General features: G+C 60.1%; 17 protein-coding genes, 1 pseudogene and 1 riboswitch. Of the genes and pseudogenes, 11 read left to right on the top strand and 7 right to left on the bottom strand.

What is annotated here, in order from left to right; genetic code table 11:
* Positions 1-144: 144 nt before the first annotated feature.
* Together J3P81_RS10075 and J3P81_RS10070 are read right to left on the bottom strand one after the other, a co-directional pair.
* Entirely contained in the window at positions 145-3,162 is a 3,018-nt protein-coding gene (locus J3P81_RS10075) for a hypothetical protein (protein WP_434563509.1), read from the bottom strand.
* A gap of 142 nt (positions 3,163-3,304) precedes the next feature.
* Positions 3,305-4,483: a pyridoxal phosphate-dependent aminotransferase gene (locus tag J3P81_RS10070; protein ID WP_434563507.1), complete on the bottom strand. Its 1,179-nt coding sequence runs from the start codon at positions 4,481-4,483 to the stop codon at positions 3,305-3,307.
* Positions 4,484-4,591: 108 nt separating this feature from the next.
* A riboswitch (cobalamin riboswitch) is annotated at positions 4,592-4,812 on the top strand.
* A gap of 96 nt (positions 4,813-4,908) precedes the next feature.
* Between J3P81_RS10070 and J3P81_RS10065 the strand changes: the two genes are divergently transcribed.
* The 4 genes from J3P81_RS10065 to cobM all read left to right on the top strand — a co-directional run bounded on the left by J3P81_RS10065 (position 4,909) and on the right by cobM (position 7,022).
* Positions 4,909-5,097: a CbtB domain-containing protein gene (locus J3P81_RS10065; protein ID WP_420764493.1), complete on the top strand. Its 189-nt coding sequence runs from the start codon at positions 4,909-4,911 to the stop codon at positions 5,095-5,097.
* A gap of 11 nt (positions 5,098-5,108) precedes the next feature.
* Positions 5,109-5,804, top strand: a complete 696-nt coding sequence (locus J3P81_RS10060; protein WP_434563505.1) for a CbtA family protein — start codon at positions 5,109-5,111, stop codon at positions 5,802-5,804.
* Positions 5,801-6,205, top strand: coding sequence for a cobalamin biosynthesis protein (locus J3P81_RS10055; RefSeq protein ID WP_434563503.1), 405 nt, complete (start codon positions 5,801-5,803; stop codon positions 6,203-6,205). The genes J3P81_RS10060 and J3P81_RS10055 overlap by 4 nt, the downstream gene beginning before the upstream one ends.
* Positions 6,206-6,275: 70 nt before the next feature.
* Positions 6,276-7,022, top strand: a complete 747-nt coding sequence (gene cobM, locus J3P81_RS10050) for a precorrin-4 C(11)-methyltransferase (protein WP_434563500.1) — start codon at positions 6,276-6,278, stop codon at positions 7,020-7,022.
* 306 nt (positions 7,023-7,328) lie between these two features.
* Here cobM and nfuA read toward each other — a convergent pair whose 3' ends face one another.
* Positions 7,329-7,913 carry a Fe-S biogenesis protein NfuA gene (nfuA, locus tag J3P81_RS10045; protein WP_003182850.1) on the bottom strand — a complete coding sequence of 195 codons (585 nt, stop codon included), beginning with the start codon at positions 7,911-7,913 and terminating at the stop codon, positions 7,329-7,331.
* A gap of 245 nt (positions 7,914-8,158) precedes the next feature.
* Positions 8,159-8,341 (bottom strand): annotated as a pseudogene (locus J3P81_RS10040) (hypothetical protein); the annotation flags it as partial.
* 154 nt (positions 8,342-8,495) lie between these two features.
* On the opposite strand from J3P81_RS10040, the gene metH reads away from it, so the two are divergent.
* Entirely contained in the window at positions 8,496-12,206 is a 3,711-nt protein-coding gene (metH, locus tag J3P81_RS10035; protein ID WP_420764497.1) for a methionine synthase, read from the top strand.
* A gap of 71 nt (positions 12,207-12,277) precedes the next feature.
* Here the strand turns inward: metH and J3P81_RS10030 are convergent, their stop codons facing one another.
* The gene (locus J3P81_RS10030; protein ID WP_434563498.1) at positions 12,278-19,219 is read right to left on the bottom strand and encodes an NEL-type E3 ubiquitin ligase domain-containing protein; all 6,942 of its coding nucleotides are present in this window, start codon (positions 19,217-19,219) and stop codon (positions 12,278-12,280) included.
* A 156-nt stretch (positions 19,220-19,375) separates the two neighbouring features.
* Between J3P81_RS10030 and J3P81_RS10025 the strand changes: the two genes are divergently transcribed.
* The 3 genes from J3P81_RS10025 (at position 19,376) to J3P81_RS10015 (ending at position 22,274) form a co-directional block, all read left to right on the top strand.
* Positions 19,376-19,594 (top strand): DUF2970 domain-containing protein, encoded by a 219-nt coding sequence (locus J3P81_RS10025; protein WP_024781254.1) that lies wholly within the window; start codon positions 19,376-19,378, stop codon positions 19,592-19,594.
* 543 nt (positions 19,595-20,137) lie between these two features.
* Positions 20,138-21,796 carry a nitrite/sulfite reductase gene (locus J3P81_RS10020; RefSeq protein ID WP_420764499.1) on the top strand — a complete coding sequence of 553 codons (1,659 nt, stop codon included), beginning with the start codon at positions 20,138-20,140 and terminating at the stop codon, positions 21,794-21,796.
* On the top strand, positions 21,780-22,274 hold the full coding sequence (locus tag J3P81_RS10015) for a DUF934 domain-containing protein (protein WP_420764500.1): 495 nt from the start codon (positions 21,780-21,782) through the stop codon (positions 22,272-22,274). The genes J3P81_RS10020 and J3P81_RS10015 overlap by 17 nt, the downstream gene beginning before the upstream one ends.
* A gap of 213 nt (positions 22,275-22,487) precedes the next feature.
* Here the strand turns inward: J3P81_RS10015 and sohB are convergent, their stop codons facing one another.
* A complete protein-coding gene (sohB, locus tag J3P81_RS10010) occupies positions 22,488-23,519 on the bottom strand; it encodes a protease SohB (RefSeq protein WP_420764501.1) in 1,032 nt (343 codons plus the stop codon).
* Positions 23,520-23,746: 227 nt separating this feature from the next.
* On the opposite strand from sohB, the gene J3P81_RS10005 reads away from it, so the two are divergent.
* The 3 genes from J3P81_RS10005 to J3P81_RS09995 all read left to right on the top strand — a co-directional run bounded on the left by J3P81_RS10005 (position 23,747) and on the right by J3P81_RS09995 (position 25,794).
* The gene (locus tag J3P81_RS10005; protein WP_434563496.1) at positions 23,747-24,457 is read left to right on the top strand and encodes a histidine phosphatase family protein; all 711 of its coding nucleotides are present in this window, start codon (positions 23,747-23,749) and stop codon (positions 24,455-24,457) included.
* A gap of 52 nt (positions 24,458-24,509) precedes the next feature.
* The gene (locus J3P81_RS10000; RefSeq protein WP_016774477.1) at positions 24,510-24,827 is read left to right on the top strand and encodes an SCP2 sterol-binding domain-containing protein; all 318 of its coding nucleotides are present in this window, start codon (positions 24,510-24,512) and stop codon (positions 24,825-24,827) included.
* A gap of 103 nt (positions 24,828-24,930) precedes the next feature.
* Complete coding sequence (locus J3P81_RS09995; RefSeq protein WP_420764503.1) at positions 24,931-25,794, top strand: LysR family transcriptional regulator; 864 nt, start codon at positions 24,931-24,933, stop codon at positions 25,792-25,794.
* A gap of 80 nt (positions 25,795-25,874) precedes the next feature.
* Here the strand turns inward: J3P81_RS09995 and J3P81_RS09990 are convergent, their stop codons facing one another.
* A complete protein-coding gene (locus J3P81_RS09990) occupies positions 25,875-26,108 on the bottom strand; it encodes a YdcH family protein (RefSeq protein ID WP_420764504.1) in 234 nt (77 codons plus the stop codon).
* Positions 26,109-26,151 lie beyond the last annotated feature (43 nt).

The following is a 26,151-nucleotide window of genomic DNA, read 5'->3' as shown; positions in this document are numbered from 1 at the left end:
CGAGCTTATGTAGGATAAATCTGTAACTGCGTAAGGCTTTTTCCGTTTATTGTGGGAGCTCTATTTCTTAGCAATTGAAACTTCACTTCAACAGCTAAAGACGACATCGGTTGTCGCCTTTAGCTGCTCCAGCTGAAATTACAATCAAGGTGTTGGCTCTGGGCGCTCCACTTCGCAATACACCAGGCTTGAGTTCAACAGTGCCACGGGAACGGTCACCGCCGCTTCGATACCATTTGCGGTATAAGCAATATGCGCGTAGCGGGTAGGAGGGCGTTGTCCGGCGGCAGGGCTGGGCAGTTGAATGGTCTTGATTTTTTCGTAGTCCGTCAGTCTGAACTCCAAATCCCCCGTGGCCGGCATCGCTGACGAAAGCTCGATGCGCGTATTGGGAATCGCCGGGGCCCCAGGTACATTGTTTTCTCGTCCTTCGAATACCAGATCCACTGGCGTACCGGTGGGAATGTTGGTATCTCGCCGAATCCGGATTCGCAATTGACGGGGCTGATAGGGCGGCTTCGGACCGTCCGCAGCAACCGGGTGGTCGAGGCTCGGGCAGTTGATGCTGGTCACGATTCGTTCCGGCACCAGGCTTCCTGTACCAGGGTTAGTAAAGGCAGACACAACGATTTGCGGCGCAGGAAGATTTATGACGATTGCGGTCACGTCGACCTTTGTTGTCGGCGTCTGCGTCATCCCATTTTCGCCACCAGGGTACCCGATAGTGATGTACGCCTCCCGGGCATTGCCGCCCGCCGCAGTACCGTTACCCTCAGCCAGAATCGTTGCCCAGGGTAACGATGTTGTAACGGTTGTATCGCCCACCCGCACCGGCACCGGGCCACCTACTGGTTTGCCCTGATAGAAAAACGTGACAATCTCACGCCCCGTGACAGGTCGATCGACGTCCGTCCAGACTGGCCAGTTCATGGCCGCCGCCAAGCCCGCCTGGTCAGGCCCAAGCGTATTAGGATCGGGTTGAGGAGTGCCTGCGCCCTGCACTACTACATGAGCAATGTTGACATTCTCCGGATCCGGGAGGTTAGGCTGTTCCGGTCCCGCATAACTAAAATCGATGACCGCAAACTGCTGAGGCGCCGATACCGGGTTGGGAGTGATCGAGGAGCGTTCCAATTCATAATAATATTCCAGCTCAGTCTCGCTATCCTTGTTCGCGTCTCCAAAAAGGGGAGCCAAAGTGTCATAGTCCAGCAAGAATTCTAGTGGCCTGGTATTACCTGGAGGTATTTCTTGTTCCTGCAGTTGGGTCGGCCCGCTTTCCGATGAATAGAGGTAGGGGATGATCCGGTCCCCGGGGATTGAATGAAGAGGGTGGTCAATTTCCATAACCGCTAAGCTGGGGCTCGGACGTACCGTCGCGAATGTAATGGGTATTGCACCACCGTTGGTAACAGGAATCCTGGGTACAGCCAGCACCGGCCTTTCTGCCTTGACCCGGCTGAACATTGGAGTAATGGGTGCGTGATTGCTGATGTTGCCCGGCAGATCAGTAAGATTGTAGGAGTAGTAATGCATCCCGTCATTCAGTGCTGCAAGAAAGGCATGGGGGATATTGATGGTCCCATTGGGCGGAACAGGCCCGTCGTAGGCGGGTGTTTCCCCCTGCATCAAGCCAAAGGTGGTTTGCGTCGAAATATAGAATTTGACCCGATCATTATTCGCCTCAAATTTTTGATACGCATGAGGAATGGTGAGATTCAATCCACCTGCGTTGGCGGGATCGGCCAACCAGGCATCATCGATAACGACTGGAAACGCGGCGTCCAAAGTTAACAACGCTGGGCGGGTACCGGTCCCATTGCCAGCACCGGGCTGGCGTTGGTAAGGCGCAGTCAAATCGATCAGTGCTTCGGTATAAGGGTCCGAAGTATCAATGTTGTCGTTGTCGTCGTAAACTATGAATGCGAGCTCATAGGCATTGTATTCTCCAGTAGGGTTGAAGACGTCCTCAAACCCATCCGTGGGCACCTGAAATTTAATCGGAAATGACCAGACTCCTCCGGGCTGATCTGCTTTTAACTGTGTCGCAATTACATAAGTCGGATCATGCTCAACAGGAATCCTGCCTTTGGGAAACAAATGAAGCTCTACCATTGAGCCCCCTTGGGGACTTTCATCCTCAATACTCGCAAGCTGCACTTCAATGGAACCGTCGACTTTTAATTGTTGGTACGTCAGCCTGTTATCCGGCAACTGCCCCACAATGACAGGAGGCTCAGCCAGTACCCCACGCGATTTAACTTGAATATTCATTTTTTCGAACTCCATCGACATTACGCTTAATGGATCTTTAACATCAGAAAAGGCGTGGATTGCCTCCAGCCCTGTAGCACCAGGACCGCAGGGAAGCGCTTGCCCTGGAATGACTCGATCAATCTTCACCAATGCGGGCGGTGACTTTCCCAATGCGCTGCCGTTTCGATACAAGGTATAACTTGCCAAAGCCGAAGCATTTCTTTCCATTGGCTTTATGTGCTGTTCGTACTTGTCACTTTCCAGGACCAGATCGAATCCCTGGTCAGATGACGCCTCTTCTCGAGTCAGAATCTTTGTCACTCGCACCGCTGTTCCGGCAATCGGACCGAGACCATTGAGGCTGCTATAGCCCTCCCAGTTCAATGCACATTCGTCATCCTTGGCGAACCGCCCAGATTGGGCTGGCACGTGTACAAGCACCCGCTCCCACAACTTGGGTTGCGAAGAACAATTGAGATAACCCCATAGTGTGGCGCTGGGAAAACCTGGCCCAGCCAGGTTCACCGGTGTAGGTCTCGTCACATGAAATATCTGCGGAGACGATGTATCTTCGTTTTCGGAGTCCCCCTGCGTCACACGATACTTCAGAAGAACATCTCCCTCCTGTTGCAGATATTGAGCGGGCAATAAGACAAATGCCGGAAATACCACAGGAACGGGGAAATAATTACTATAGAACGACACTTCATCTGACGATCCAGGTGCAACTACCCAGACCTCCAGCAGATCACTCTTGCCGAGTTGCTGAGAGGGATTCTCCCACTCAGGAATTAATAACTTTGCGCCTTGGGTGGAGGCTTCAGGAGGAAAGATATTGTCGGCACCAACCCCTTCAATGCTGAGAGGCCTCGCCAAGATACCAATATTCCTAACTAAAGAGGACATACATGACACTCCAGACCGGCACTCAATAGCCTGGAGAAATTAAGCGCGGATTTGCCCGCCGCGCCTACTGTCAGATCTGACAGGTTAACCCACCGTTCGTCGGGTGAACCACTCAATTACAAACGTCAGGTAGCCGACCCGCCTACCTCTTCAATAAATCCACGGCACATCGGGCCATCCCTTGGCAGGCGTCTTTGAGCTGGGATTGGCCCACCACCAACCCAACTCGAATATGCCCCGCCGCGCTCGGCCCAAACGCCTCCCCCGCCAGCACCGACACCTCATAGCCCTCCAATAACCGCTCGGCAAACGCCTGCGCACCCACCCCCGTCTGCCGCACGTCAACCATCACAAACATGCCGCCATCAGGCTGTACCGGCTTGAGACCAGGGCAATTTTCCAGTGCCGCGCACACCAGGTCGCGACGCTGTCGATACTCCTCGCGCATCTGCGCCACTTCGGGCAAATCCAGATCCAGCGCAACCTGGGCCGCGCGCTGAACGAAGTCCGGCAGGCCGAACAGCATGCACAGCGACAGATTGGAAAGGTGTTCAGCGAGAGGTTCGGGGCCAATGGCCCAGCCGATGCGCCAGCCGGTCATGGCGTGGGATTTGGACAGGCTGTTGATGGTGACGGTGCGCTCAGCCATGCCCGGCAGGCCGGCCGGGCTGATGTGTTCGCCTTCGTAGAGCAAGTCGCTGTAGACCTCGTCGCTGATCAGCCACAGGTCGTGTTCGATGCACAGTTGCGCCAGGGCTTGCCAGGTGGACAGCGGCAGGCTGGCGCCGGAGGGGTTGTTGGGGCTGTTGATCAGCATTGCGCGGGTGCGCGGGGTGATCAGCCGGGCGACGTCGGCCGGCTGGACTCGGAAGCCGTTCTCCGGCGTCACCGCCACCGGCACCACTTTCGCTGCGCAGGCACCGAATACCGCTTCATAGGTGACGTACATCGGTTCGGCGACGATCACTTCATCGCCGGGGTCGAGCAGGCATTGCGCGACGGCATAGACCGCGCATTGGGCACCGGGAAGCACCGTGACGTGCTCGGCGCCCACCGGTTGGCCGCAGCGCTGTTGATGCCGCCGGGCGATGCTGGCGCGCAACGAGTGCAAGCCTCGCGTATCCGAGTAGTGGGTATCGCCGGCCCGCAAGCTGGCGACGGCGGCCTCGACGATCGCGTGGGGTGTGTCGAAATCCGGGTCGCCCACCGAGAGCAACAGCACGTCCCTGCCCTGCTCGCGCATGGCCAGCGCCCGGTCATGAATTTCCCAGGCGGCGGCACCGTCGCCGATGATGCGTTGGGTCAGGGCTGAAAAGCGCATGTCATTTCCTTGAGAGTTGCAGTGTTTCAGCTCAACCCTATCTCAAATCCTGAAGCACGCCACCGTTTGGGCTGCCTTGCACATTGACGCCCCGCACCCGCCCATGGTCTCCTGTGCGCCTGTTTGGGTGCCCTTCACAGGGTGAAACGGGAAACCGGTGAATCGTGTGCTTTACTTCAAGGCCACGTCAGTCCGGTGCTGCCCCCGCAACGGTAAGCGAGTGAAGCGTCGAAACCACTGTGCATGCGCATGGGAAGGTGACGCTTTCAGGCAAGGCTCAGGCCCTGCCCCTCGTGAGCCCGGAGACCGGCCCATGACTTCTTTTCAACAAACCCGCGGTGGGCGGGCGCTGTTCGAATCCCGGCGAGTCTTCGCCTGGGTTTTCATTGCGCTCGGTCCGCCCGCTGACACCAGAGGGAAGCGCCATGTCGACCATCAGCAGCACCGCCCGCACGACCAGTAGCACCGTCACCCTGAGCCAGCGCTTGAGCGCCGCGGTCCTTGCCTCGATTCTCGGCGCGGGCCTGGTGTATTTCGCCGGTTTCTCCCACATCGAAGCGGTGCACAACGCAGCCCACGACACACGGCACAGCGCCGCGTTCCCGTGCCATTGAGCGCCGACGCCATGATCAAGCGTATCGCGCAAACCGCCGGTTTCAGTGGATTGTTGGCCGCCCTGCTGCTGACTCTTCTACAAAGTTTTTGGGTATCGCCGCTGATCCAGCAAGCCGAGACCTACGAAAAGGCCCCGGCCGCCGAGGTCCATGAACACGCCGCTGGGGTTGCACACAGCCATGACGCGCAAGCCTGGGAGCCGGAGGACGGCTGGCAACGCGTGCTCTCCACCACCGGCGGCAACCTGGTGGTCGCGGTGGGTTTTGCGCTGATGCTGGCGGGCCTGTACACCTTGCGTGAACCGACGCGCACATCCCAGGGTTTGCTCTGGGGCCTGGCCGGCTATGCCACCTTCGTCCTGGCGCCGACGCTGGGCTTGCCGCCGGAACTGCCGGGCACTGCTGCGGCGGATCTGGCCCAACGGCAGATGTGGTGGATCGGCACCGCTGCATGTACGGCGGTGGGCATCGCCCTGATTGCGTTCGGTCGGCATTGGCTGTTGAAAGTGTTGGGCCTTGCGACCCTGCTGATTCCTCACGTCATTGGCGCCCCGCAGCCGGACGAGCATTCGATGCTCGCGCCCGAGGCGCTGGAAAGTGAGTTCAAGCTCGCTTCGCAATTGACCAATGTTGCGTTTTGGCTGGCCTTGGGCCTGATCAGCGCCTGGCTGTTCCGCCGTGGTGCACAGGCTCACGACCAAGCATGAGTGGCGGGCCGATCCTGGTGGTCGGCCTCGGCTGCCAGCGCGGTTGCTCGGCCAGCACGTTGCGGGCATTGCTTGAGCGGACGCTGCTGGCCCACGGTATCGCGCTCGACGAAATAAGGGCATTGGCGAGCATTGACCGCAAGCGTGACGAGCCGGGGCTGCTGGAGTTGGCAGCGCAATTATCGCTGCCGCTGACGTGTTTCAGCGCTGAACAACTGGCGGGTTATCAAGCACAGCTCAGCCATCGCTCAGCCATCGCTTTCGAGCGTACGGGTTGCCATGGCGTCGCCGAAAGCGCCGCCCTCGCCCTGGCCGATCAACTGGGTGTTTCGCCCGCGAGATTGCGAGTCACCCGCCAGAAAGGCCCACAGGCGACGTTGGCATTGGCGGCGGCTTCGTAACACTCGATAATCGACTGCCGAATCATGAGCATTGCTCATGCACGCCCTCATCTTTGCATAGGAACCGGTCATGACCGTTTACTTCATCGGCGCCGGCCCTGGCGATCCGGAGCTGATCACCGTCAAGGGCCAGCGGCTGATTCGCAACTGCGCCGTGATCATCTACGCCGGCTCCCTGGTGCCAACGGCCGTGCTGGAAGGCCACCGCGCCGAACAGGTGGTAAACAGCGCCGAGCTGCACCTGGAACAGATCATCGATCTGATAAAGACGGCACACCTCAACGGTCAGGATGTAGCGCGAGTGCACTCCGGCGACCCGAGCCTTTACGGCGCGATCGGCGAGCAGATCCGCTGCCTACGGGAGCTGGACATTCCTTTCGAAATCATCCCGGGCGTGACCGCCACTTCAGCTTGCGCCGCTCTGCTCGGTGCCGAGTTGACACTGCCGGACATATCCCAAAGCGTGATCCTGACCCGCTATGCCGACAAAACCGCCATGCCCACTGGAGAGGAGTTGGTCAGCCTGGCGCAACACGGCGCCACCATGGCGATTCACTTGGGCGTCAACCATCTGGAAAAAATCGTCGATGAGCTGCTGCCCCACTACGGCGCGGATTGTCCGATTGCGGTAGTTCACCGGGCGACGTGGCCCGATCAGGATTGGGTGGTGGGGACGCTGGAGGATATTGCCGAAAAGGTACGGGCCAAGGGCTATCGGCGTACGGCGTTGATTTTGGTGGGACGGGTGTTGGGCAATGATGTATTCAGCGAATCATCGCTGTACCGCGCTGGACATGCGCATCTCTACCGACCCTGACTCATCACTGTCCCTTGTGGGAGCGAGCTTGCTCGCGATGACAAAGGCACATTCAACATCATCGCAAGCTGACCCACCGCTATCGCGAGCAAGCTCGCTCCCACAGGGTTCGGCAGGTGCCCACAGGTTACGCGCCGATCACCGAAGCTGTTGTGGCGAGGGAGCTTGCTCCCGCTGGACCGCGAAGCGGTCCCTGGGTAACCCACGCACCCATCACGGAGAACGCGCCGGTTGCCTTGCGATTGCTTCGCAATCGAGCGGGAGCAAGCTCCCTCGCCACAGTGTGCTGCGCGCAGCGAACACCTATCAGTAGTAGGCGTTTTCTTTCTGCGTGTGGTCGGTCACGTCGCGTACGCCCTTGAGTTCCGGGATGCGCTCGAGCAAGGTGCGCTCGATGCCTTCCTTCAAGGTGACGTCGGCCTGGCCGCAGCCCTGGCAGCCGCCGCCGAACTGGAGCACGGCGATGCCGTCTTCCACCACGTCGATCAACGATACCTGGCCGCCGTGGCTGGCCAGCCCCGGGTTGATTTCGGTTTGCAGGTAGTAATTGATGCGCTCGTTGACCGGGCTGTCGGCGTTGACCATCGGCACTTTCGCGTTCGGTGCCTTGATGGTCAGCTGGCCGCCCATTCGGTCAGTGGCGTAGTCGACAACCGCATCGTCCAGGAAAGCTTCGCTGAACGAATCGATGTACGCGGTGAAGCTTTTGAGCCCCAGCGCGGTGTCTTCAGGTTTTTCTTCTCCCGGCTTGCAGTAGGCAATGCACGTCTCTGCGTACTGGGTGCCGGGCTGGGTGATGAAGATGCGGATCCCGATACCCGGGGTGTTCTGCTTGGACAGCAGGTCGGCCAGGTAATCGTGGGCGGCATCGGTAATGGTAATGGCGGTCATGGAAACTCCTCGCAGGCTTGCCGGCAGTTTACGCCAATCATCGCGCCGGACAAAGTCCTAGTATTTTTGTCAGGAAAGAACCCGACGATGTGAAGGCGCATCGCCAGGCGCCTCGATCAGAGTTTCTGGTAGCGATTCATGTCCAGCCCCCCTGCTTCCATGGGGTCGGTTTCCATGGCGTCGACAAATGCCGGCACCTGCCCGGCGGGGATGTTGAAGATGAAATTCGGATAGCTGCTGAGCACGCCCGGATCACTGCCCAGGTTCAACTGGCAGGCAGACTCATGGCAGGCGTGGCAGGCCACGCATTTTTCGGTGAAGATCGGCTGGATGTCGCGGGTATAGGAAATCGCGGGAGCGGGACCTCCGGCGGCTGCGGTAAAGGACAACAGCAGCAACAGACTGCCGGATAAGAAGCGGTACGGCATGTCTCGATGCCTAAGAATTCTCCGGCGATTCTACCGGGCCGGTATCACCTTGCAAACATGAGCGATATTCATGCAAAAGCCCAGCATGATCAAATACCGCACAGGTTTGCTATGATTTCGGCTTTCGTAATGGTCTTTTTTTCCAGGTAGTCCTATGTCCGATCGCAGCGCTCGCCTCCATCTTCTCCAGCAGGCCCTCAAGGAACGCATCCTGATCCTCGATGGCGGCATGGGCACGATGATCCAGAGCTACAAACTGGAAGAACAGGACTACCGGGGCAAGCGTTTCGCCGACTGGCCAAGCGACGTCAAGGGCAACAACGACTTGCTCGTACTGACCCGCCCCGACGTGATCGGCTCGATTGAAAAAGCCTACCTGGATGCCGGCGCCGACATCCTCGAAACCAACACCTTCAACGCCACCCAGGTGTCCCAGGCGGACTATGGCATGCAGGGCCTGGCCTATGAATTGAACCTGGAAGGCGCGCGCCTGGCCCGCCAGGTTGCCGACGCCAAGACCCTGGAAACCCCGGACAAGCCGCGCTTCGTCGCCGGCGTGCTCGGCCCGACCAGCCGTACCTGCTCGCTGTCGCCGGACGTGAACAACCCTGGCTACCGCAACGTGACCTTCGACGAACTGGTGGAGAACTACACCGAAGCCACCAAGGGCCTGATCGAAGGCGGCGCCGACCTGATCCTGATCGAAACCATTTTTGACACGCTGAACGCCAAGGCCGCGATCTTTGCCGTGCAAGGCGTCTACGAAGAACTGGGCGTCGAACTGCCGATCATGATCTCCGGCACCATCACCGACGCCTCCGGCCGCACCCTCTCCGGCCAGACCACCGAAGCCTTCTGGAACTCCGTGGCCCACGCCAAGCCGATCTCGGTCGGTCTGAACTGCGCCCTCGGCGCCAGCGAATTGCGTCCCTACCTGGAAGAGCTGTCGAACAAGGCCAGCACCCACGTATCGGCCCACCCGAACGCCGGCCTGCCCAACGAATTCGGCGAATACGATGAACTGCCGGTGGACACCGCCAAAGTCATCGAAGAGTTTGCCCAGAGTGGCTTCCTTAACATCGTCGGCGGCTGCTGCGGCACTACTCCGGCGCACATCGAAGCGATCGCCAAGGCCGTGGCCGGTTATGCGCCGCGGCAGATTCCGGAGATTCCCCGGGCGTGCCGCCTGTCGGGGCTGGAACCGTTCACCATCGATCGCAGCTCCTTGTTCGTCAACGTCGGCGAGCGGACCAACATCACCGGTTCCGCCAAGTTCGCCCGGCTGATCCGCGAGGACAACTACACCGAAGCGTTGGAAGTAGCCTTGCAACAAGTCGAGGCCGGCGCCCAGGTGATCGACATCAACATGGACGAGGGCATGCTCGATTCGAAGAAGGCCATGGTGACCTTCCTCAATCTGATCGCTGGCGAACCGGACATTTCCCGGGTGCCGATCATGATCGACTCCTCCAAGTGGGAAGTGATCGAGGCCGGCCTCAAGTGCATCCAGGGCAAGGGCATCGTCAACTCCATCAGCATGAAGGAAGGCGTCGAGCAGTTCATCCACCACGCCAAGCTGTGCAAGCGCTACGGCGCCGCCGTGGTGGTGATGGCCTTCGACGAAGCCGGCCAGGCCGACACCGAGGCGCGCAAGAAGGAAATCTGCAAGCGCTCCTACGACATCCTGGTCAATGAAGTCGGCTTTCCCCCAGAAGACATCATCTTCGACCCGAACATCTTCGCCGTCGCCACCGGCATCGAAGAGCACAACAACTATGCCGTGGACTTCATCAACGCCTGTGCCTACATCCGCGACGAACTGCCTTACGCGCTGACCTCCGGCGGCGTGTCCAACGTGTCGTTCTCGTTCCGCGGCAACAACCCGGTGCGCGAGGCGATCCACTCGGTGTTCCTGTTGCATGCGATCCGTGCGGGCCTGACCATGGGCATCGTCAACGCCGGCCAATTGGAGATCTACGACCAGATCCCGGTGGAGCTGCGCGACGCCGTGGAAGACGTGATCCTCAACCGCACCCCCGAGGGCACGGATGCCCTGCTCGCCATCGCCGACAAGTACAAGGGCGACGGCAGCGTCAAGGAAGCGGAAACCGAGGAATGGCGCGGCTGGGAAGTGAACAAGCGCCTGGAGCACGCGCTGGTCAAAGGCATCACCACCCATATCGTTGAAGACACCGAGGAGTCGCGGCTGTCGTTCGCCCGGCCGATCGAAGTGATCGAAGGCCCGCTGATGGCCGGCATGAACATCGTTGGCGACCTGTTTGGCGCCGGCAAGATGTTCCTGCCCCAGGTGGTCAAATCCGCCCGCGTGATGAAGCAGGCGGTGGCGCACCTGATCCCGTTCATCGAGGCGGAAAAAGGCGACAAGCCGGAAGCCAAGGGCAAGATCCTCATGGCGACGGTCAAGGGCGACGTGCATGACATCGGCAAGAACATCGTCGGCGTCGTGCTCGGGTGCAACGGCTATGACATCGTCGACCTCGGCGTGATGGTGCCGGCGGAGAAAATCCTCCAGGTCGCCAAGGACGAGAAGTGCGACATCATCGGCCTGTCCGGCCTGATCACCCCGTCCCTGGACGAAATGGTGCACGTGGCTCGCGAGATGCAGCGCCAGGACTTCCACCTGCCGCTGATGATTGGCGGCGCCACCACCTCCAAGGCCCACACGGCGGTGAAGATCGAGCCCAAGTACAGCAACGATGCGGTGATCTACGTCACCGACGCCTCCCGCGCCGTGGGCGTGGCGACCCAGTTACTGTCCAAGGAGCTGAAGCCGGCGTTCGTCGAGAAAACCCGCCAGGACTACATCGACGTGCGCGAGCGTACCTCCAATCGCAGCGCCCGTACTGAGCGCCTGAGCTACCCGGCGGCCGTGGCGAAGAAGCCGCAGTTCGACTGGAGCAGTTACCAGCCGGTCAAGCCCACCTTCACTGGCGCACGGGTGCTGGACGACATCGACTTGAACGTCCTGGCCGAATATATCGACTGGACGCCGTTCTTCATTTCCTGGGACCTGGCCGGCAAATACCCACGCATCCTCACCGACGAAGTGGTCGGCGAAGCGGCCACGGCGTTGTACGCCGATGCCCGGGCGATGCTGCGCAAGCTGATCGACGAAAAACTCATCAGCGCCCGCGCCGTGTTCGGCTTCTGGCCGGCCAACCAGGTGCATGACGATGACCTGGAAGTCTATGGCGACGACGGCAAGCCACTGGCGCGCCTGCATCACCTGCGCCAGCAGATCATCAAGACCGACGGCAAGCCGAACTTTTCCCTGGCCGACTTCGTCGCGCCGAAGGACAGCGGCGTCACCGATTACGTCGGCGGTTTCATCACCACCGCCGGCATCGGCGCCGAAGAAGTCGCCAAGGCGTATCAGGAAGCCGGCGACGACTACAATTCGATCATGGTCAAGGCCCTGGCCGACCGTTTGGCCGAAGCCTGCGCCGAATGGCTGCACCAGCAGGTCCGCAAGGAACACTGGGGCTACGCCAAGGACGAAAGCCTGGACAACGAGGCGCTGATCAAGGAGCAATACACCGGCATCCGCCCTGCCCCGGGCTACCCGGCCTGCCCTGATCACACCGAGAAGGCCACTCTGTTCCGCCTGCTCGACCCAGAAGCCAGCGAACTGAAAGCCGGACGCAGCGGCGTGTTCCTCACCGAACACTACGCCATGTTCCCGGCGGCGGCGGTCAGCGGCTGGTACTTCGCCCACCCTCAGGCGCAATACTTCGCCGTGGGCAAGATCGACAAGGATCAGGTCCAGAGCTACACCGCGCGCAAGGGGCAGGACTTGAGCGTGACTGAACGCTGGCTGGCGCCTAACTTGGGTTACGACAACTAAGCGAAAGAATGCCGACCGTTCGACGGCGCAAGCCTCGTCCGGTCGGCATTTTTATTGCCAAATGCCGCGAATCAGTCGCGGCGAGAGGGTCCGGGTTGAGGTGACTGGCGGTCGGATAGCTGCGTTTCAGCGGCGGTGCCCTGCAAGTCGTTCACGGTTGTTCGCGTCAGCTCGACCAGTTTCTGCTTTCGCATGGCATCGAATTTTCTGCCCAGGGCGATGACTTCCTGATCGTACTGCTGCCCGTCGACGTCGCCATTGTTTCTGCGATCTTCCAGCTCGTTGAAAAGCTCATCGCGCCCATTGGCAACAGCCTCGTCGATATCGCTCATCTGTTCCGGATACCGCGCCTGAAGGTATGTCGTCCAGTATTCCCGCGACACCATGTCTATGAGCAGCTCATCGGTCCGTTCTGCCTCAAGGATCGAGGCGCGCGCCTGCTCCAGCTGAGCATCAGTGATCGCGACGCCATAAGCCATATGTGCAGGCTGCCCCGGCAAATCGATTCCATCCCCCCATCCTCTCGTCAGGCCAATGCGATAGCGCAGGCGCACCTCTGCCCGATCCATGCCTTGCCCGTTCGCTTCGGCCAACGTATCGAGCCGGTCCAGCCGAAACAACTGCCGCGACAAGCGCAACAGGGCCTGGCCCCTGGGCGTCAGACGGTCCGGTGAAAGGTTGCGCAAGGCTTGATGGACAAACACGCGGACTTCCAGCTCGCTGAACGTCAAGATTCGCCCGTCGATGCAGGTACCGTGGGTTTCGGCGTTCTGAAAGAGCAACTGACGCAACTCCCTATTTTCACTGGCGGCTTCCAGGACGTTCCATACCCGCTGCGTCAGTCCTGTTCGGCCGCGCCTGAAATCGATGGTAGTGCGCAGCCGATCAAGCAACTGGAAAAACCGCTCGTGATCGTTCTCTTGGGCCAACTGCGCCCAGATCGTTCGACGGGCCATCGCCTGTTCATCGCTTGAATCGGCCAGCCAGGGTTCCAGCGCATCGGTCGACGTATCGTGCGACGGGTCAAGGAGAGGTTCGACCGGGGCCACACCGGCGTGGGGATCGTGATGGGCACCCGCTCCTGCGCCTGCGCCGCCATCGGGGTCGTCATCAAAATTCGCCATGTCATCCTGCGGCGCCTCCAACGCCGCAATCCAGCTATCGATTTCGTCTTCGGAAAACCCCAGGACCTCGTCGTCGCCGGCCCGCTCAAAATAATCCCTGATTGCATAGAACGCGGGGAGCGACAGGTATTCGTTTTCGCTCAGGTCCATCCCGCCCACCAGCGTGTCGTGACTGCCATCGAGCAACCCCGCCGGTAGATCCGAGAACTCGTTACCGCTCACGTTCAATATGTGCAAAGCCTGCGCATCCAATAGACGGCCAGGCCAGACTCGCATCTCGTTGTAGCTGAGTTCCAGCGATTCGATCTGGCCGAAATCCGGAGGATCGAATGTGGTCAGCCCGTTGGTGGAAAGGTTAAGCGAACGCAGGCGGCCATTGGTCAACAGCGGATAAGCCGACGCGGACGGCAGGTTGTTATAACCCAACCCCAAGTGCTCCAACCGATCCATCTGCAGGACCGCATCAGGTACCGCGCGCAAATCATTGCTGCCCAGGTCCAAGCGGTTCAAACGGGGGAAGGCGCCGAGAAAGGCGTTCGAACCTTGCTCGGTCAACAAGACCCCGGAAAGATCCAGCGTCCTTACGCCAGGGAACTGCTCCACCAGCTCAGGCAAGTCGCCCACTTGCAGGTCCCGCAAACTGAGCCCCAGCCCTCGCCCCTCGACGCGCATCAGCCCCTCTTGCCACACGCCACGGATGCGCGCTGCCGCGAGCGCACGGCTTCGCGCAGGCACGATACCCCTGGCTGTGTTGACTTCCCTCACAAAGAGCCAGCCATTGAGGCGACGAATCAGCGAGATCGTCGCCTGATGCCATTGGGTGATTCGGGCGTCCATCTGCAGGCCGGTCATGCCCTCGTTACGCCATCGCTCAAGCCTGGAGGCGGCCTGTTCCTGGGTCAGGAGCGGATCAAGACGCTGCAGGCGAAGCTGACGCCCGGCGTCTCCCTCGGGCACTGCCGATTGCTCGGGAAGCGATAACAGGCGTTGGGCTGTGGACCAGCCCGTTTCCGGCGGCGGGAATTGAGACGGTACGGTTTCGCCGGCAAATCGAGCCAATGCCCCATGGGGAAGCCCTCTCGCATTCTCGACCCGCTGCTGTGCCGCCACCAGGGCGGCCTCGCCCTCGGGGCTCAAGGGGTTACCGGTCAGATTGACGCTGAGCAGCACCTCATCGTTGGCAAGAGCTGATGGAGGGAGCGAGCGCAGCAGGCTGTCCCGCAAGTCGAGCCATGTCAGGTGCGGCAGGCTCTCGGCACCGGTTGGCCAAGCCTGTAACCGGGTCGCCCTGAGGTTCAATGTCCTGAGCTGGCCCATGGCGCTGACATCGAGGTTGTCGAGCGGGTTGTTCTCCAGGTTCAGTTGCTCCAATGTTTGCAGACCATTGAACTGTGCCTGGACATCGGGCGTGACGATCAGGCCGTTGTCGCGCATATCGAGTTGCGTCAAGGCCGGCAGGTCTTCGGCAATGAAGGGCAATGCAGTGAAGCCGTTGCCGCTGATGTCCAGGGCCCGTGTGCCGCTGAATGCCTGGAAAAAGCCGCGTGCCTGGGCGGCAGGGACATTCAACGATCCCAGGCGCAAGGTGCGTACATGAGCAAAACTGCCGGCCGGCAATACTGGGAGACTTTCCATGACGCCGTTGGCAAGGCTCGATCCCGACGGGGACACCTCAAAAGTGGAGACCTCAGCCGTCGGCAAGCCAAGACGCTGGCGAACAGCGCCACGCCAGCTGTCTCGCAAGGCTCGAAACACAGGTCCCGCGCCGTCCCACCAACGTCGCGAAAGCGTGGCGTATGGCAACTGACCCGGTTCCCCGGGCTCGTAAAATTGGGCGAAGATTGCGTCGTGCTGCGCCCTGATCGCTTCCATCGCATCAAAGCGCTCCTGGTGGTTATGGAAAGCACTGTCGAGCGGCTCGGGCAGACGCCCCGAGAGCTCGGCCTCCCCGACCAGTCGCCGCAACTGCCCGCGACAGTATCCGTCCACCATTTGGTCCAGATCCACCAGATGCCCCCATTCACCTGTGTATCGGCTGACATATCCATAGGCACGCCCGAACGCTTCGGGGGTCAGGTCTGACCAGTTGAGCGACAACCCTGACCACAGCATTTCGTGCCCTTGGAACATCGCCTCCGGCACTGTGTGTATCGATGTGCGCCCCAGGTCCAGGCGCCGGAGGAATGGTAGATCCTGAACGTACGCGGGCCATCGTGACAAAGCCTGAGGCGCGTCGATGCTCAATGTCCGCAACAGGTGCAACGGTGTCAGGTCAAGCTCATGCAGGCTGGCAGAATCGAAACCCGAGTAGTGGATATGCAGCTCCTCCAGAGAAGTCAGCGCGCTGAGCCTTGTCGGGAAATCCGCGGCCAGCGATTGGGCGGCGGAGGAAAACCGCAGATAGGTGAGCCCTCGCATTTGGCCCACTGCTTGCGGCAAGGTAGTCAAGTGCTGCGCGGGCTCAACGATAGAACCGAGAAATTCGCGCCCTCGGCTGCCGATCGACAATCTCGTGACCCCTGGGAAACGTGCCAGGAACCCATCCGCATTGGCATCTGTAAGGCCGTTGCCAACGATTGTCAGATCCCGCACGTGTGGAAAATCAGCGGTAATCTCGGGCAGCGGCGCCTCAGAGAAAAGCGACAGCGGCATGGCCTCGCCCGATTCTTGCGCCACCGGAAGGTCACGCCAGGCATCCCTGAGCGCCTGCGCAAATTGATTTCTGTGGAAACCGTCCGTGCTGTGCGCCGCAGCGCCGTGCCATTGATCGAGGGTGTCACTGAGCGCCTGCCATTCCCGCTGGCGCGTTTGCAGTACCGAATATATCTGCTGGTCCGTGTTGCCCCGTTGCTGCCTCAAAAACGCCGCCGCTTGCTGCGCGTCCGGATAAAGCGCCTGTACCCGCGCTTCAATGGAGGGATTGAGCCCCGCGCCGCGCCCGCTCGCGTAATAGCCCTTGAGTGTCGCGCTCACTCGCACCGGCGGTTTGAAGCGTCTGGCGTGGGGTTCAAGCTGCGATGTCATTTCCTTGGGATGCCGATCAGCGTATTCGATGAGCTTGCGTTGCAGCAGGGTGCCTTGATCGGCACCCGACAGCCCCATGGCGCAAAGCAGCTCCTCTGGCAACGCACGCATAATCGAGCTGTAGAAGTTGCCGTCAGGATCAGGAACCCGCCCCTGCTGCTCATCGAAAGCCTGATAACGGGGTCCGTTTTTGATCAGGTATTTTTTCTGCGGCGCAGTCTCGGCGCCGATGCTGTCGAGCAATGCCCCGCCGACGCCTCCCTCGCGCACTTCCAGGCGCAGCACACCCGGCCATCCCGGTAGTTTTTCCAGGGCCCGCAATGCCAGACGCTGGCTGTCGGCCGAAGCGATATTCTCGCTGCGCAACCCCGCATACGCCCGAACCTGACGCCCCTGCCGTGCATACCAGCGCGCCTCTTCAAGCATGCTCAACGGCGTACGTCGCGTTGCATCGATACGGGCAAGATCAGCACTGCTGCCATGGGCGATCACCTCCTGAGCGGCGGCCTCGCTAAGGCCGGGACACTCACGCTGCAGAATCCTGACTCGACCGTCCATGGGGTCCGGGCCCTTGTAGCGGTGCTCGAAAATCTGCGGTCGACTCATTTGGGCATAATCCCCCAGCGCCCCGGTGGACGGCCCCGATGTTGCAGCCTCTTGTAACAGTCCCATCCGGCCGGCATCGGCATCCGCCTTGTACAGGCGCATTGCGTCCTTCAGTTCAGGAGGCGGCGGCGTCAGGTCCATGTGCATCTTGCGTAGCCTGTTGTCGCTGACGCCGCTGACGTCCGCGAGCCTGAGCAGCTCCTCATCGGTAAACGCAGCGGTTTGATGGCCCATGCGCCTGAGCAGCGTCAGGCGGTCCCACGTCATCGGTCGCTCCAGCGAATGGCGCCAGGCGCCGGTGCCGTTATGCATGAGGATAGGTTGATACGCTGCATCGTCCGTTGGATGCTTGATCCGCCATTTGCGAATCGACGCATCGAAAAATTGCTCATAGACCTTGTCGCCGTTACGAATGTAGGTTTTCGCGTCGATTTCGTATTGGCCCAACGTGTTCGGAACGTGCGAATCGTCCAGCGTCACGTCGCTTTCGTAGCTGCCCAAATCCGGCTTCCACAGGCGCGTTTCGCCATTGGGCAACGTCACCGGTTCAAGGCGCTCGATCACCGGTTCAGCCTTGATAGCGGCCAGCTTGCGCATTCCCGCGCCCGCGCCGGCCATCACACCAAGCATCGCCAGGTTTTGCGCGACATCGATCAAGTGGGCCTTCGCGGCACGTTTATCGCCCTCGCCCCATTCCACGGCGCCTTCAAGGGTTTCGTACAACAGCTGTTCGGCCATGACGACCATCATCACCTCGCCCAGCACCGGAACGAACATGGACACGATGTTCACGGCAAACAGTCCCAGCTCCAGCAGATGGGCCAACTTTGCTTCCCTGGCCTTGGCGTCTACATCGTTTGTGGGAACCGCGTGACTGCGGGCATCGGCCAGAACCTTTTCGCGATGCTGGTTGAACAGATATTCCCAGAGATCCAGGTTCTCGGCCCACAACGCGCGACCTTTCTGGCCCACCGTGGAAGGCGCCAGATAGGGATCAGGTTCGCGCTCCGTTCCTGAACGCCTGGGGGGGAATTCGTCGATGCGCGTCAGGCTCAGGAAAACCTTGCCGGAGCCCAGGAGGATCGCCCACGGCGACTCGTGGACGGCTTGGTCGAGGGTCCGTAATGAATCGATCGGAGAGTCGGCCGCCTCTCTGACGAACTGGCTGAAGAAATAGGGTCGCTTTTCGTACGGTACGAACTGACTGAAAAAGCGCTGATAAGGCGTGGGACCGGTGCCTGGCGGTTGCCCGGTTTCGGGGGTGGTGAGCAACTGCTTGAAACGTGTCTTCAACTCGTCGCCGCGGTAACGCTTTAACGGATGGTGGGGGTCGTTGGGAACATAGAGAATGACTTCGTCGCTATAGCGATGCATTTCGCAGATCGAGAACGCGACACAGCCCACCAGCCTCTGCCTCATCAGCGTCATGTCCTCGAACCAGACCGGTTTTTTGCCCAACCACGGGTTGTTTTCACCCTCGATGACCGAGAGGATCATCGCGTGATCCCCGGGCTCGATGTCCCTGTTCAACAGCGCTTGCTCGGCTGCGGCCCGCATCGCGGTTTTCTGACTGGCAATGAAATGCTGGCGAAGCGTGTCTTCGGTCTCCCCGTCAGCCGGATAGAAAAAGGACTTGAGGTAGACCTGATATTTGGCGCCAATATCCAGGGTACGGCACAGGCTTAGGAACTGGCTGACCGACAGTTTCAACGCCACGGGCGCGTGAGTACCGGGTGTTGCTGTTTCCACGAAGAACCCTGAGCTTTCGTGATAGGCGCCGGTGTCACACTCCCAGCTTTCGAAGTTGTGCAGCGCAAGCTGAAGCAGGGGCAACACCAGCAGATCGAACGTGGAAAGTTCTACCTTGGAGACGCCCATGTGCATCGCTCGCCTGATGCATAACCAGGTTTTGTCGACATCCACCTCTATCTCGAACTGATCCTTTAATGCCTGCACCAGCAGCGGCCTGGCAAACGTGTCGATGTCCTGGTACGAGGACATGGTTTTATCCAGTTGGATCTGTGCTGCAACGCTTGCCTTGAAACAGGCATGCAAAGCCTTGCGCTGCTCTGGCGAAGCGTTTGCGTACCAGGCCGGCGTTTGCGTTGCGGCTTTCTTGAGGGCCTGCCGGCGTTGTGGCGAAGCCTCGATCAGCCATGCAGGCATGGCGGTTTCCAGGAAATCCGCGTGCAGGCTCTCCGTAGCCCGTGGTTTTGGCTGGATGGTTTTTTGGGGGTGGTGCGTGGAATTCACTGGCATGCGTCGCTCCTTTGAATGAGGCGACAGCAGACCAGCTCGGCCAACCGCATCTGCGGTACATAGATATAGGCCGACGGAAAACGGCGGATTGAATGGCAATCCAAGAGCGCACAGTTTGACTATGCTGGGTGGGAACCGATTTTCAGCGAGGGATTTATGGACGATCCAGTCGACAACAAGCCGCCCACCCTGTTGCAGATGATGCACAGCGTGCTCGCCGCGGCTTTTGGTGTGCAGAGCGGCAAGAATCGCGCCCGGGATTTCACCCACGGCAAACCAAGCCACTTCGTGATACTGGGGATCGCTTTCACGGTGATCTTCGCCTTGACGTTGTTTGGCATCGTCAAGCTGGTGGTGCATCTGGCGGGGTTGTAGCTCCCTTCAACACCATACATGACCCTGTGGGAGCGGGCCTGTTCGCGATAGCGATTGTTCAGTCAAGCATGAAGCGACTGACACACCGCTATCGCGAGCAGGCTCGCTCCCACATTGCGTTGCGCGTTGAGTTGAAAATTATTGATGACTGACCCAGAACACCGCCGTGCCTACCACCAGGATAATCAGGAACAGAATGGCCCAGGCATCAACGGTACTGTCGCTTTTCCTTGCTTTGGTCGAATTGCTCATTGCATCGCCTCTTGTCGGTTTTGTAGGTGATTGCATAGGGACTCGACCACAGTTAAGACGATTATTGCCCGCACGACAAATGTGGATTAGCCGATAACTTATCTCATTAGTCGATTTCGTTCTTTACATATACTCAAACATCACTTTTGCGCATAACTCAAAACAGGTATCTTGCACCGGCTCCTCTAGGAGTGCGCGGCCGTGCGCGCAGAATTGCCGAGGCAGAACCCGATTCCAGCGAGCCAAGACGCAGCTGTTTCTGATCGGCCCAAGCCTGAGACCGAGACTTATATGTACGTATATGACGAGTACGATCAGCGGATCATCGAGGACCGCGTCAAGCAGTTCCGTGATCAGACCCGACGCTATCTGGCAGGCGAGCTGAGCGAAGAAGAATTCCGCCCTCTGCGCTTGCAGAATGGCCTGTATATCCAGCGCTTCGCCCCGATGCTGCGCGTGGCCGTGCCTTATGGCCAACTGACCTCGCGCCAGGTGCGCAAGCTGGCGCAGATTGCCCGCGACTACGACAAGGGCTACGCCCACATCAGTACCCGGCAGAACGTCCAGTACAACTGGCCGGCGCTGGAAGACGTGCCTGAGATCCTCGCCGAACTGGCCACCGTGCAGATGCACGCGATCCAGACGAGCGGCAACTGCCTACGCAACGTCACCACCGACCAGTTTGCTGGCGTCGCGGCCGATGAGCTGATCGACCCACGTCCATGGTGCGAAATCGTCCGTCAATGGACCACGTTCCACCCGGAATTCGCCTACCTGCCGCGTAAGTTCAAGATCGCCATCAACGGCTCGAGCTCGGACCGCGCGGCCATCGAAGTCCATGACATCGGCCTGGAAACGGTCTACAACGCCGCCGGCGAGCTGGGCTTCCGTGTACTGGTGGGTGGTGGCCTGGGCCGTACGCCGGTGGTCGGTGCGTTCATCAACGAGTTCCTGCCATGGCAGGACCTGCTGAGCTACCTCGACGCCATCCTGCGGGTATACAACCGCTACGGCCGTCGCGACAACAAGTACAAGGCGCGGATCAAGATCCTGGTCAAGGCCCTGACGCCTGAAGTGTTCGCCGAAAAGGTCGAGGCCGAAATGGTCCACCTGCGCGGCGGCCAGACCACCCTGACCGAAGCCGAAGTCCACCGTGTGGCCAAGCACTTCGTCGACCCGGACTACAAGGCCCTGGGCAACCAGGATGCGGAACTCGCCGCCCTCGACAAGGAGCATCCAGGTTTCGCCCGCTGGCGTACCCGTAACACGCTGGCTCACAAGAAGCCCGGCTATGTCGCGGTGACCCTGTCGCTGAAACCGACCGGCGTGGCGCCAGGCGATATCACCGACAAGCAACTGGACGCCGTCGCCGACCTGGCCGATCGCTACAGTTTCGGCCAACTGCGCACCTCCCACGAGCAGAACATCATCCTGGCCGATGTTGAACAGAGCCAGTTGTTCACCCTGTGGGGCGAGCTGCGCGAACAAGGTTTCGCCACCCCGAACATCGGCCTGCTGACCGACATGATCTGCTGCCCGGGCGGTGATTTCTGCTCCCTGGCAAACGCCAAGTCGATCCCGATCGCCGAATCGATCCAGCGCCGCTTCGACGACCTGGACTACCTGTTCGATATCGGTGAGCTGGACCTGAACATTTCCGGTTGCATGAACGCCTGTGGTCACCACCACGTTGGCCACATCGGCATCCTGGGCGTGGACAAGAAAGGCGAAGAGTTCTACCAGGTCTCCCTCGGTGGCAGCGGCAGCCGCGACGCCAGCCTGGGCAAGATCCTCGGGCCATCGTTTGCCCAGGATGACATGCCGGATGTGATCGAGAAACTGATCGACGTGTACATTGAACAACGTACCGAAGACGAGCGTTTCATCGACACTTATCAACGTATCGGCATCGACCTCTTCAAGGAACGCGTCTATGCAGCGAATCATTAAGAACAACGAAGTCATCGACGAGACCTGGCACCTGCTGCCCAAGGACGCGACCCTCGATGGCATTTCCAATTGCGACGACCTGATCGTGCCCCTGGCCCTGTGGCGCGATCACGCCCACGCCCTCAAGGCCCGCGATGGCGGCCTGGGTGTGTGGCTGGACGCCGACGAGGAAGCCGAGGAAATCGGAGATGACGCCAATCAGCTCCAGGTCATCGCCCTGAACTTCCCGGCCTTCACCGACGGGCGCAGCTACTCCAATGCCCGTCTGTTGCGTGAACGCTACGGCTTCAAGGGTGAACTGCGGGCCATTGGCGACGTGCTGCGCGACCAGTTGTTCTACATGCGCCGCTGCGGTTTCGACGCCTTTGCCCTTCGCGCCGATAAAGACCCGTACGAAGCCCTCGAAAGCCTCAAGGACTTCTCGGTGACTTATCAGGCGGCCAGTGACGAACCGCTGCCGCTGTTTCGTCGTCGCTGATACCTGATACACAAAAAAGCCCTGGACCGGGTGACCGGTTCAGGGCTTTTTTGTTGATGGATATTGAGAGCAGAACCTAATCTTCAGCCCGCCTTGGCCCCATGTGGGAGCGAGCTTGCTAGCGGTTTGCCTGGGCAGGTGATGTTGAATGTACCGCCGCCATCGCGAGCAAGCTCGCTCCCACAGGGTTTAGTGGTGGCCACCCGCCTCGAATTACCAAAACCGCTGCTGGGTCAGGCGGCTCCACCAACTGAGCAGCACACGATCCACCGAACCGCTTGCCGCCATGCCGATGCGTTCCTGCAGGCTTTTGCGTTCGGCATAGTGCAGGTGGTACAGCTCGGCACCCTTGGCCCTTTCGGCCAGGTACTCGTCGCTGGTTTTCAGCTCGTCCACCAAGCGCTTTTCCAGCGCCGCGACACCCAACCACACTTCACCTGTGGCAACGTCATCGATCGCCAGCTGCGGGCGGTACGTGGCGACAAAGTTCTTGAACAGCGCATGGGTAATGTCCAGGTCTTCCTGGAATTTTTCCCGGCCCTTTTCCGTGTTCTCGCCAAACACCGTCAACGTTCGCTTGTATTCGCCGGCGGTCAGCACCTCGAAATCGATGTCGTGTTTCTTCAGCAGGCGATTGACGTTGGGCAACTGCGCCACGACGCCGATGGAACCGAGAATCGCAAACGGGGCGCTGATGATCTTCTCGCCGATGCACGCCATCATGTAACCGCCGCTGGCCGCCACCTTGTCGATGCACACCGTCAACGGTACGCCCGCCTGGCGGATCCGCGCCAGCTGCGACGAGGCCAGGCCGTAGCTGTGGACCATGCCGCCGCCGCTTTCCAGGCGCAGCACGACCTCGTCCTTGGGCGTCGCCAGGGTCAGGAGGGCGGTGATTTCATGGCGCAGGCTTTCGGTGGCGGAGGCCTTGATGTCACCGTCGAAATCCAGCACGAAGACCCGAGGCTTGGCAGCCGGTTTGTCCTTCTGCTTTTTTTCGGCCTTTTCAGCCTTGCCTTCGCTCTTGCGCAGGGCCTTGAGCTGCTCCTTGTCCAGCAGCGTCTGCTCCAGGCGCTCGCGCAACCCTTTGTAGAAATCGTTGAGCTTGCTGACCTGCAGCTGCCCCACCGACTTGCGCCGCCCCTTGCTGCGCAGCGCAGCGAAACTGGCCATGACCACCAGGATGGCGATGACCAGTGTGACCGTCTTGGCCAGGAAACCGGCGTATTCGACGAAAAACTCCACAGCGACTCCTTAAATGCAATGCGCCATTTGAACGCAGGCGCGTAACGCTGCCAGCATACCCATGCGCTTGCCCTGCTACCAGCCATGAAATCTGTGGTTACGTTAGCTCGGACGAGCCTGGATAACGCTGTAACGGCCATTTCAAACAAGCGTATGTTTTTTCATTGACACGCCATCGCCATCCCCATAACCTCGCCAAACCTTCAACGTACCGGGATGACGCGGACGTGGGCAGCATTTATCTGATTCGACATGGCCAGGCCTCCTTTGGTGCGGACGACTACGATGTCCTCTCGCCCAACGGCATACGCCAGGCGCAAGTGCTGGGCAGCCACCTGGCGCAGCTCGGTGTCGTGTTCGATCGCTGCCTCTCGGGCGACCTGCGTCGCCAACAGGACACCGCCACTGGCGCGCTGGGCCAGATGAGCGCAGCCGGCCTGCCGGTTCCGAAACTGGAAATCGACGCCGCCTTCAACGAATTCGATGCCGACGCGGTCATTCGCGCCCTGCTCCCGGACATGCTCTCCCAGGAGCCCGAGGCCCTCGACATTTTGCGCAACGCCGCGCAGAACCGCGCCGAGTTCCAGCGCATCTTCGCCTTGATCGTCGAGCGCTGGCTCAGCGGCCGCTACGACCCTCCGGGGCTGGAGAGCTGGCTGGGTTTCGTCGAACGGGTCCAGGCTGGCCTGCACCGCATCCTCGACAACGCCGACAAGACGCACAAGATCGCCGTGTTCACCTCCGGCGGGACCATCACCGCCCTGCTCCACCTGATTACCCAGATGCCCGCCAGGCAGGCCTTCGAGTTGAACTGGCAGATCGTCAACACCTCGCTCAACCAACTGAAATTCAGGGGCCGCGAGGTGGCCCTGGCTTCCTTCAACAGTCATGCGCACCTGCAACTGCTGAAGATCCCGGACCTCATCACCTTCCGCTGAGTCCGGTTTGCTGTAGACCCCTGCTGTATTACCCCGAATAAGGATCGAAACCATGACCTCCGTAGCCGACGCCGTAAAAGCCATGCAAGCCAAGTTCAACCCAGCCGCCGCTGCCGGCCTGGACCTGGTATTCGGTTTCAACATCACCGACGAAGACAAGCAGTACGCCCTGATCGTGAAGGACGGCACCTGCGACATCCAGGAAGGCGAGAATCCAGACGCCAACTGCACGCTGGTCCTGGACAGTCAGACCCTCAAGGACATCGTCAGCGGCGAAACCGACGGCATGCAAGCATTCATGGGCGGCAAGCTGCGCGTTGAAGGCGACATGATGCTGTCGATGAAACTGTCCGAGCTGTTCCCGTCCTGAGATCAGGTCGCCCTGGCTGTATCCAAATCCCGCCCTTGTGGCGGGATTTTTTGTTTCTCGCCGCAAACCTTACAATGCTCGTTCACCCCGCCTCGGCCTGAACATGGACATCGACCTCGCTCGCACTTTCCTGGAAATCGTCCGCCACGGCAGCCTCGCCGCCGCGGCAGAGAAACTGCACGTCACCCAGACGGCGATCACCGCCCGGGTCCAGAAGCTTGAAAGCCAACTTGGCTGCGGGTTGTTCGTGCGCAATCGGGCCGGCGCGCGACTGACCAGTGATGGCGAAGCCTTCGTGGTCTATGCCAACCAGCTTGTGCAAACGTGGGAGGCCGCCCGCCGTGACCTGCCGCTGCCAGAGGGCTATCGCAACGTCTTGCACCTGGGCGGCGAAGTCAGCCTGTGCAACCCCTTGATGCTCGCCTGGGCCGGCGAGCTGCGCCAGAAAATTCCCGGCCATGCCCTGCGCATGGACATCCGCGACGGCGAAAACCTGCTGCAGCAACTGGAGCTGGGCCTGCTGGACGCGGCGGTGGTGTATCAGCCCGAGTACTGGCCGCGGCTCCAGGTTGAGCAGTTGCTGGAAGAAAAACTGATCCTGGTGCGCCTGGCCGCTCGTCCCGAACCTTACGTGTACATCGACTGGAGTGCCGATTTCCGTCGCCAGCACGACACGGCGCTGCCGGACAAGGCCAAGGCCGCGGTGACCTTCAATCTTGGGCCCCTGGCGTTGCAGTACATCCTGGAAAACGGCGGCAGCGGTTATTTCCGCACTCGGGTCGTGCAGAGCTACCTGGACAGCGGCATTCTGGAGCGAGTGCCCAAGGCGCCGGAATTCAATTACCCGACCTACCTGGTGTATTCAAGGGACCGGGATTCGGCCGCGTTGCAGCAGGCGTTCGACGTGCTGCGGGACATCGTCAAGACTGGCAGCGACTGGTCTCAGCGCTGGGATCCGCTGGGATAATGGATTGGGTGGGCCGCTTCGCGGCCCAGCGGGAGCAAGCTCCCTCGCCACAAAAAGCGCTCAGGGGATAACCGTCATCGCTACTTTTGCATCAGCGCGGCGATGTCGTCCTTGATCCGCAACCGTTCTTTCTTGAGCTTATCCAGGTCGTCGTCGGTCACTACGGCGGTGGGTTTTTCAGCCTTCACGACTTTTGTATCGATTTTCGAATATCGAGTGATCAGCGCGTCGAGATCCTTGTCCTTTTCGCGTTTTTTCTGAATGTCGTCTTCTGTGCACTTCAGATCCTGGCAGAGATCATGGGACACCGGCATGGAGCACCTCCTTCGTGAGTTCGGTGACAAGTGCTTTTCTGGG

Source organism: Pseudomonas sp. R1-6 (assembly GCF_051132115.1).
GTDB lineage: Bacteria > Pseudomonadota > Gammaproteobacteria > Pseudomonadales > Pseudomonadaceae > Aquipseudomonas.
The sequence above is the reverse complement of the archived record's forward strand: the minus strand, read 5'-3'. Positions and strand labels throughout refer to the sequence as shown.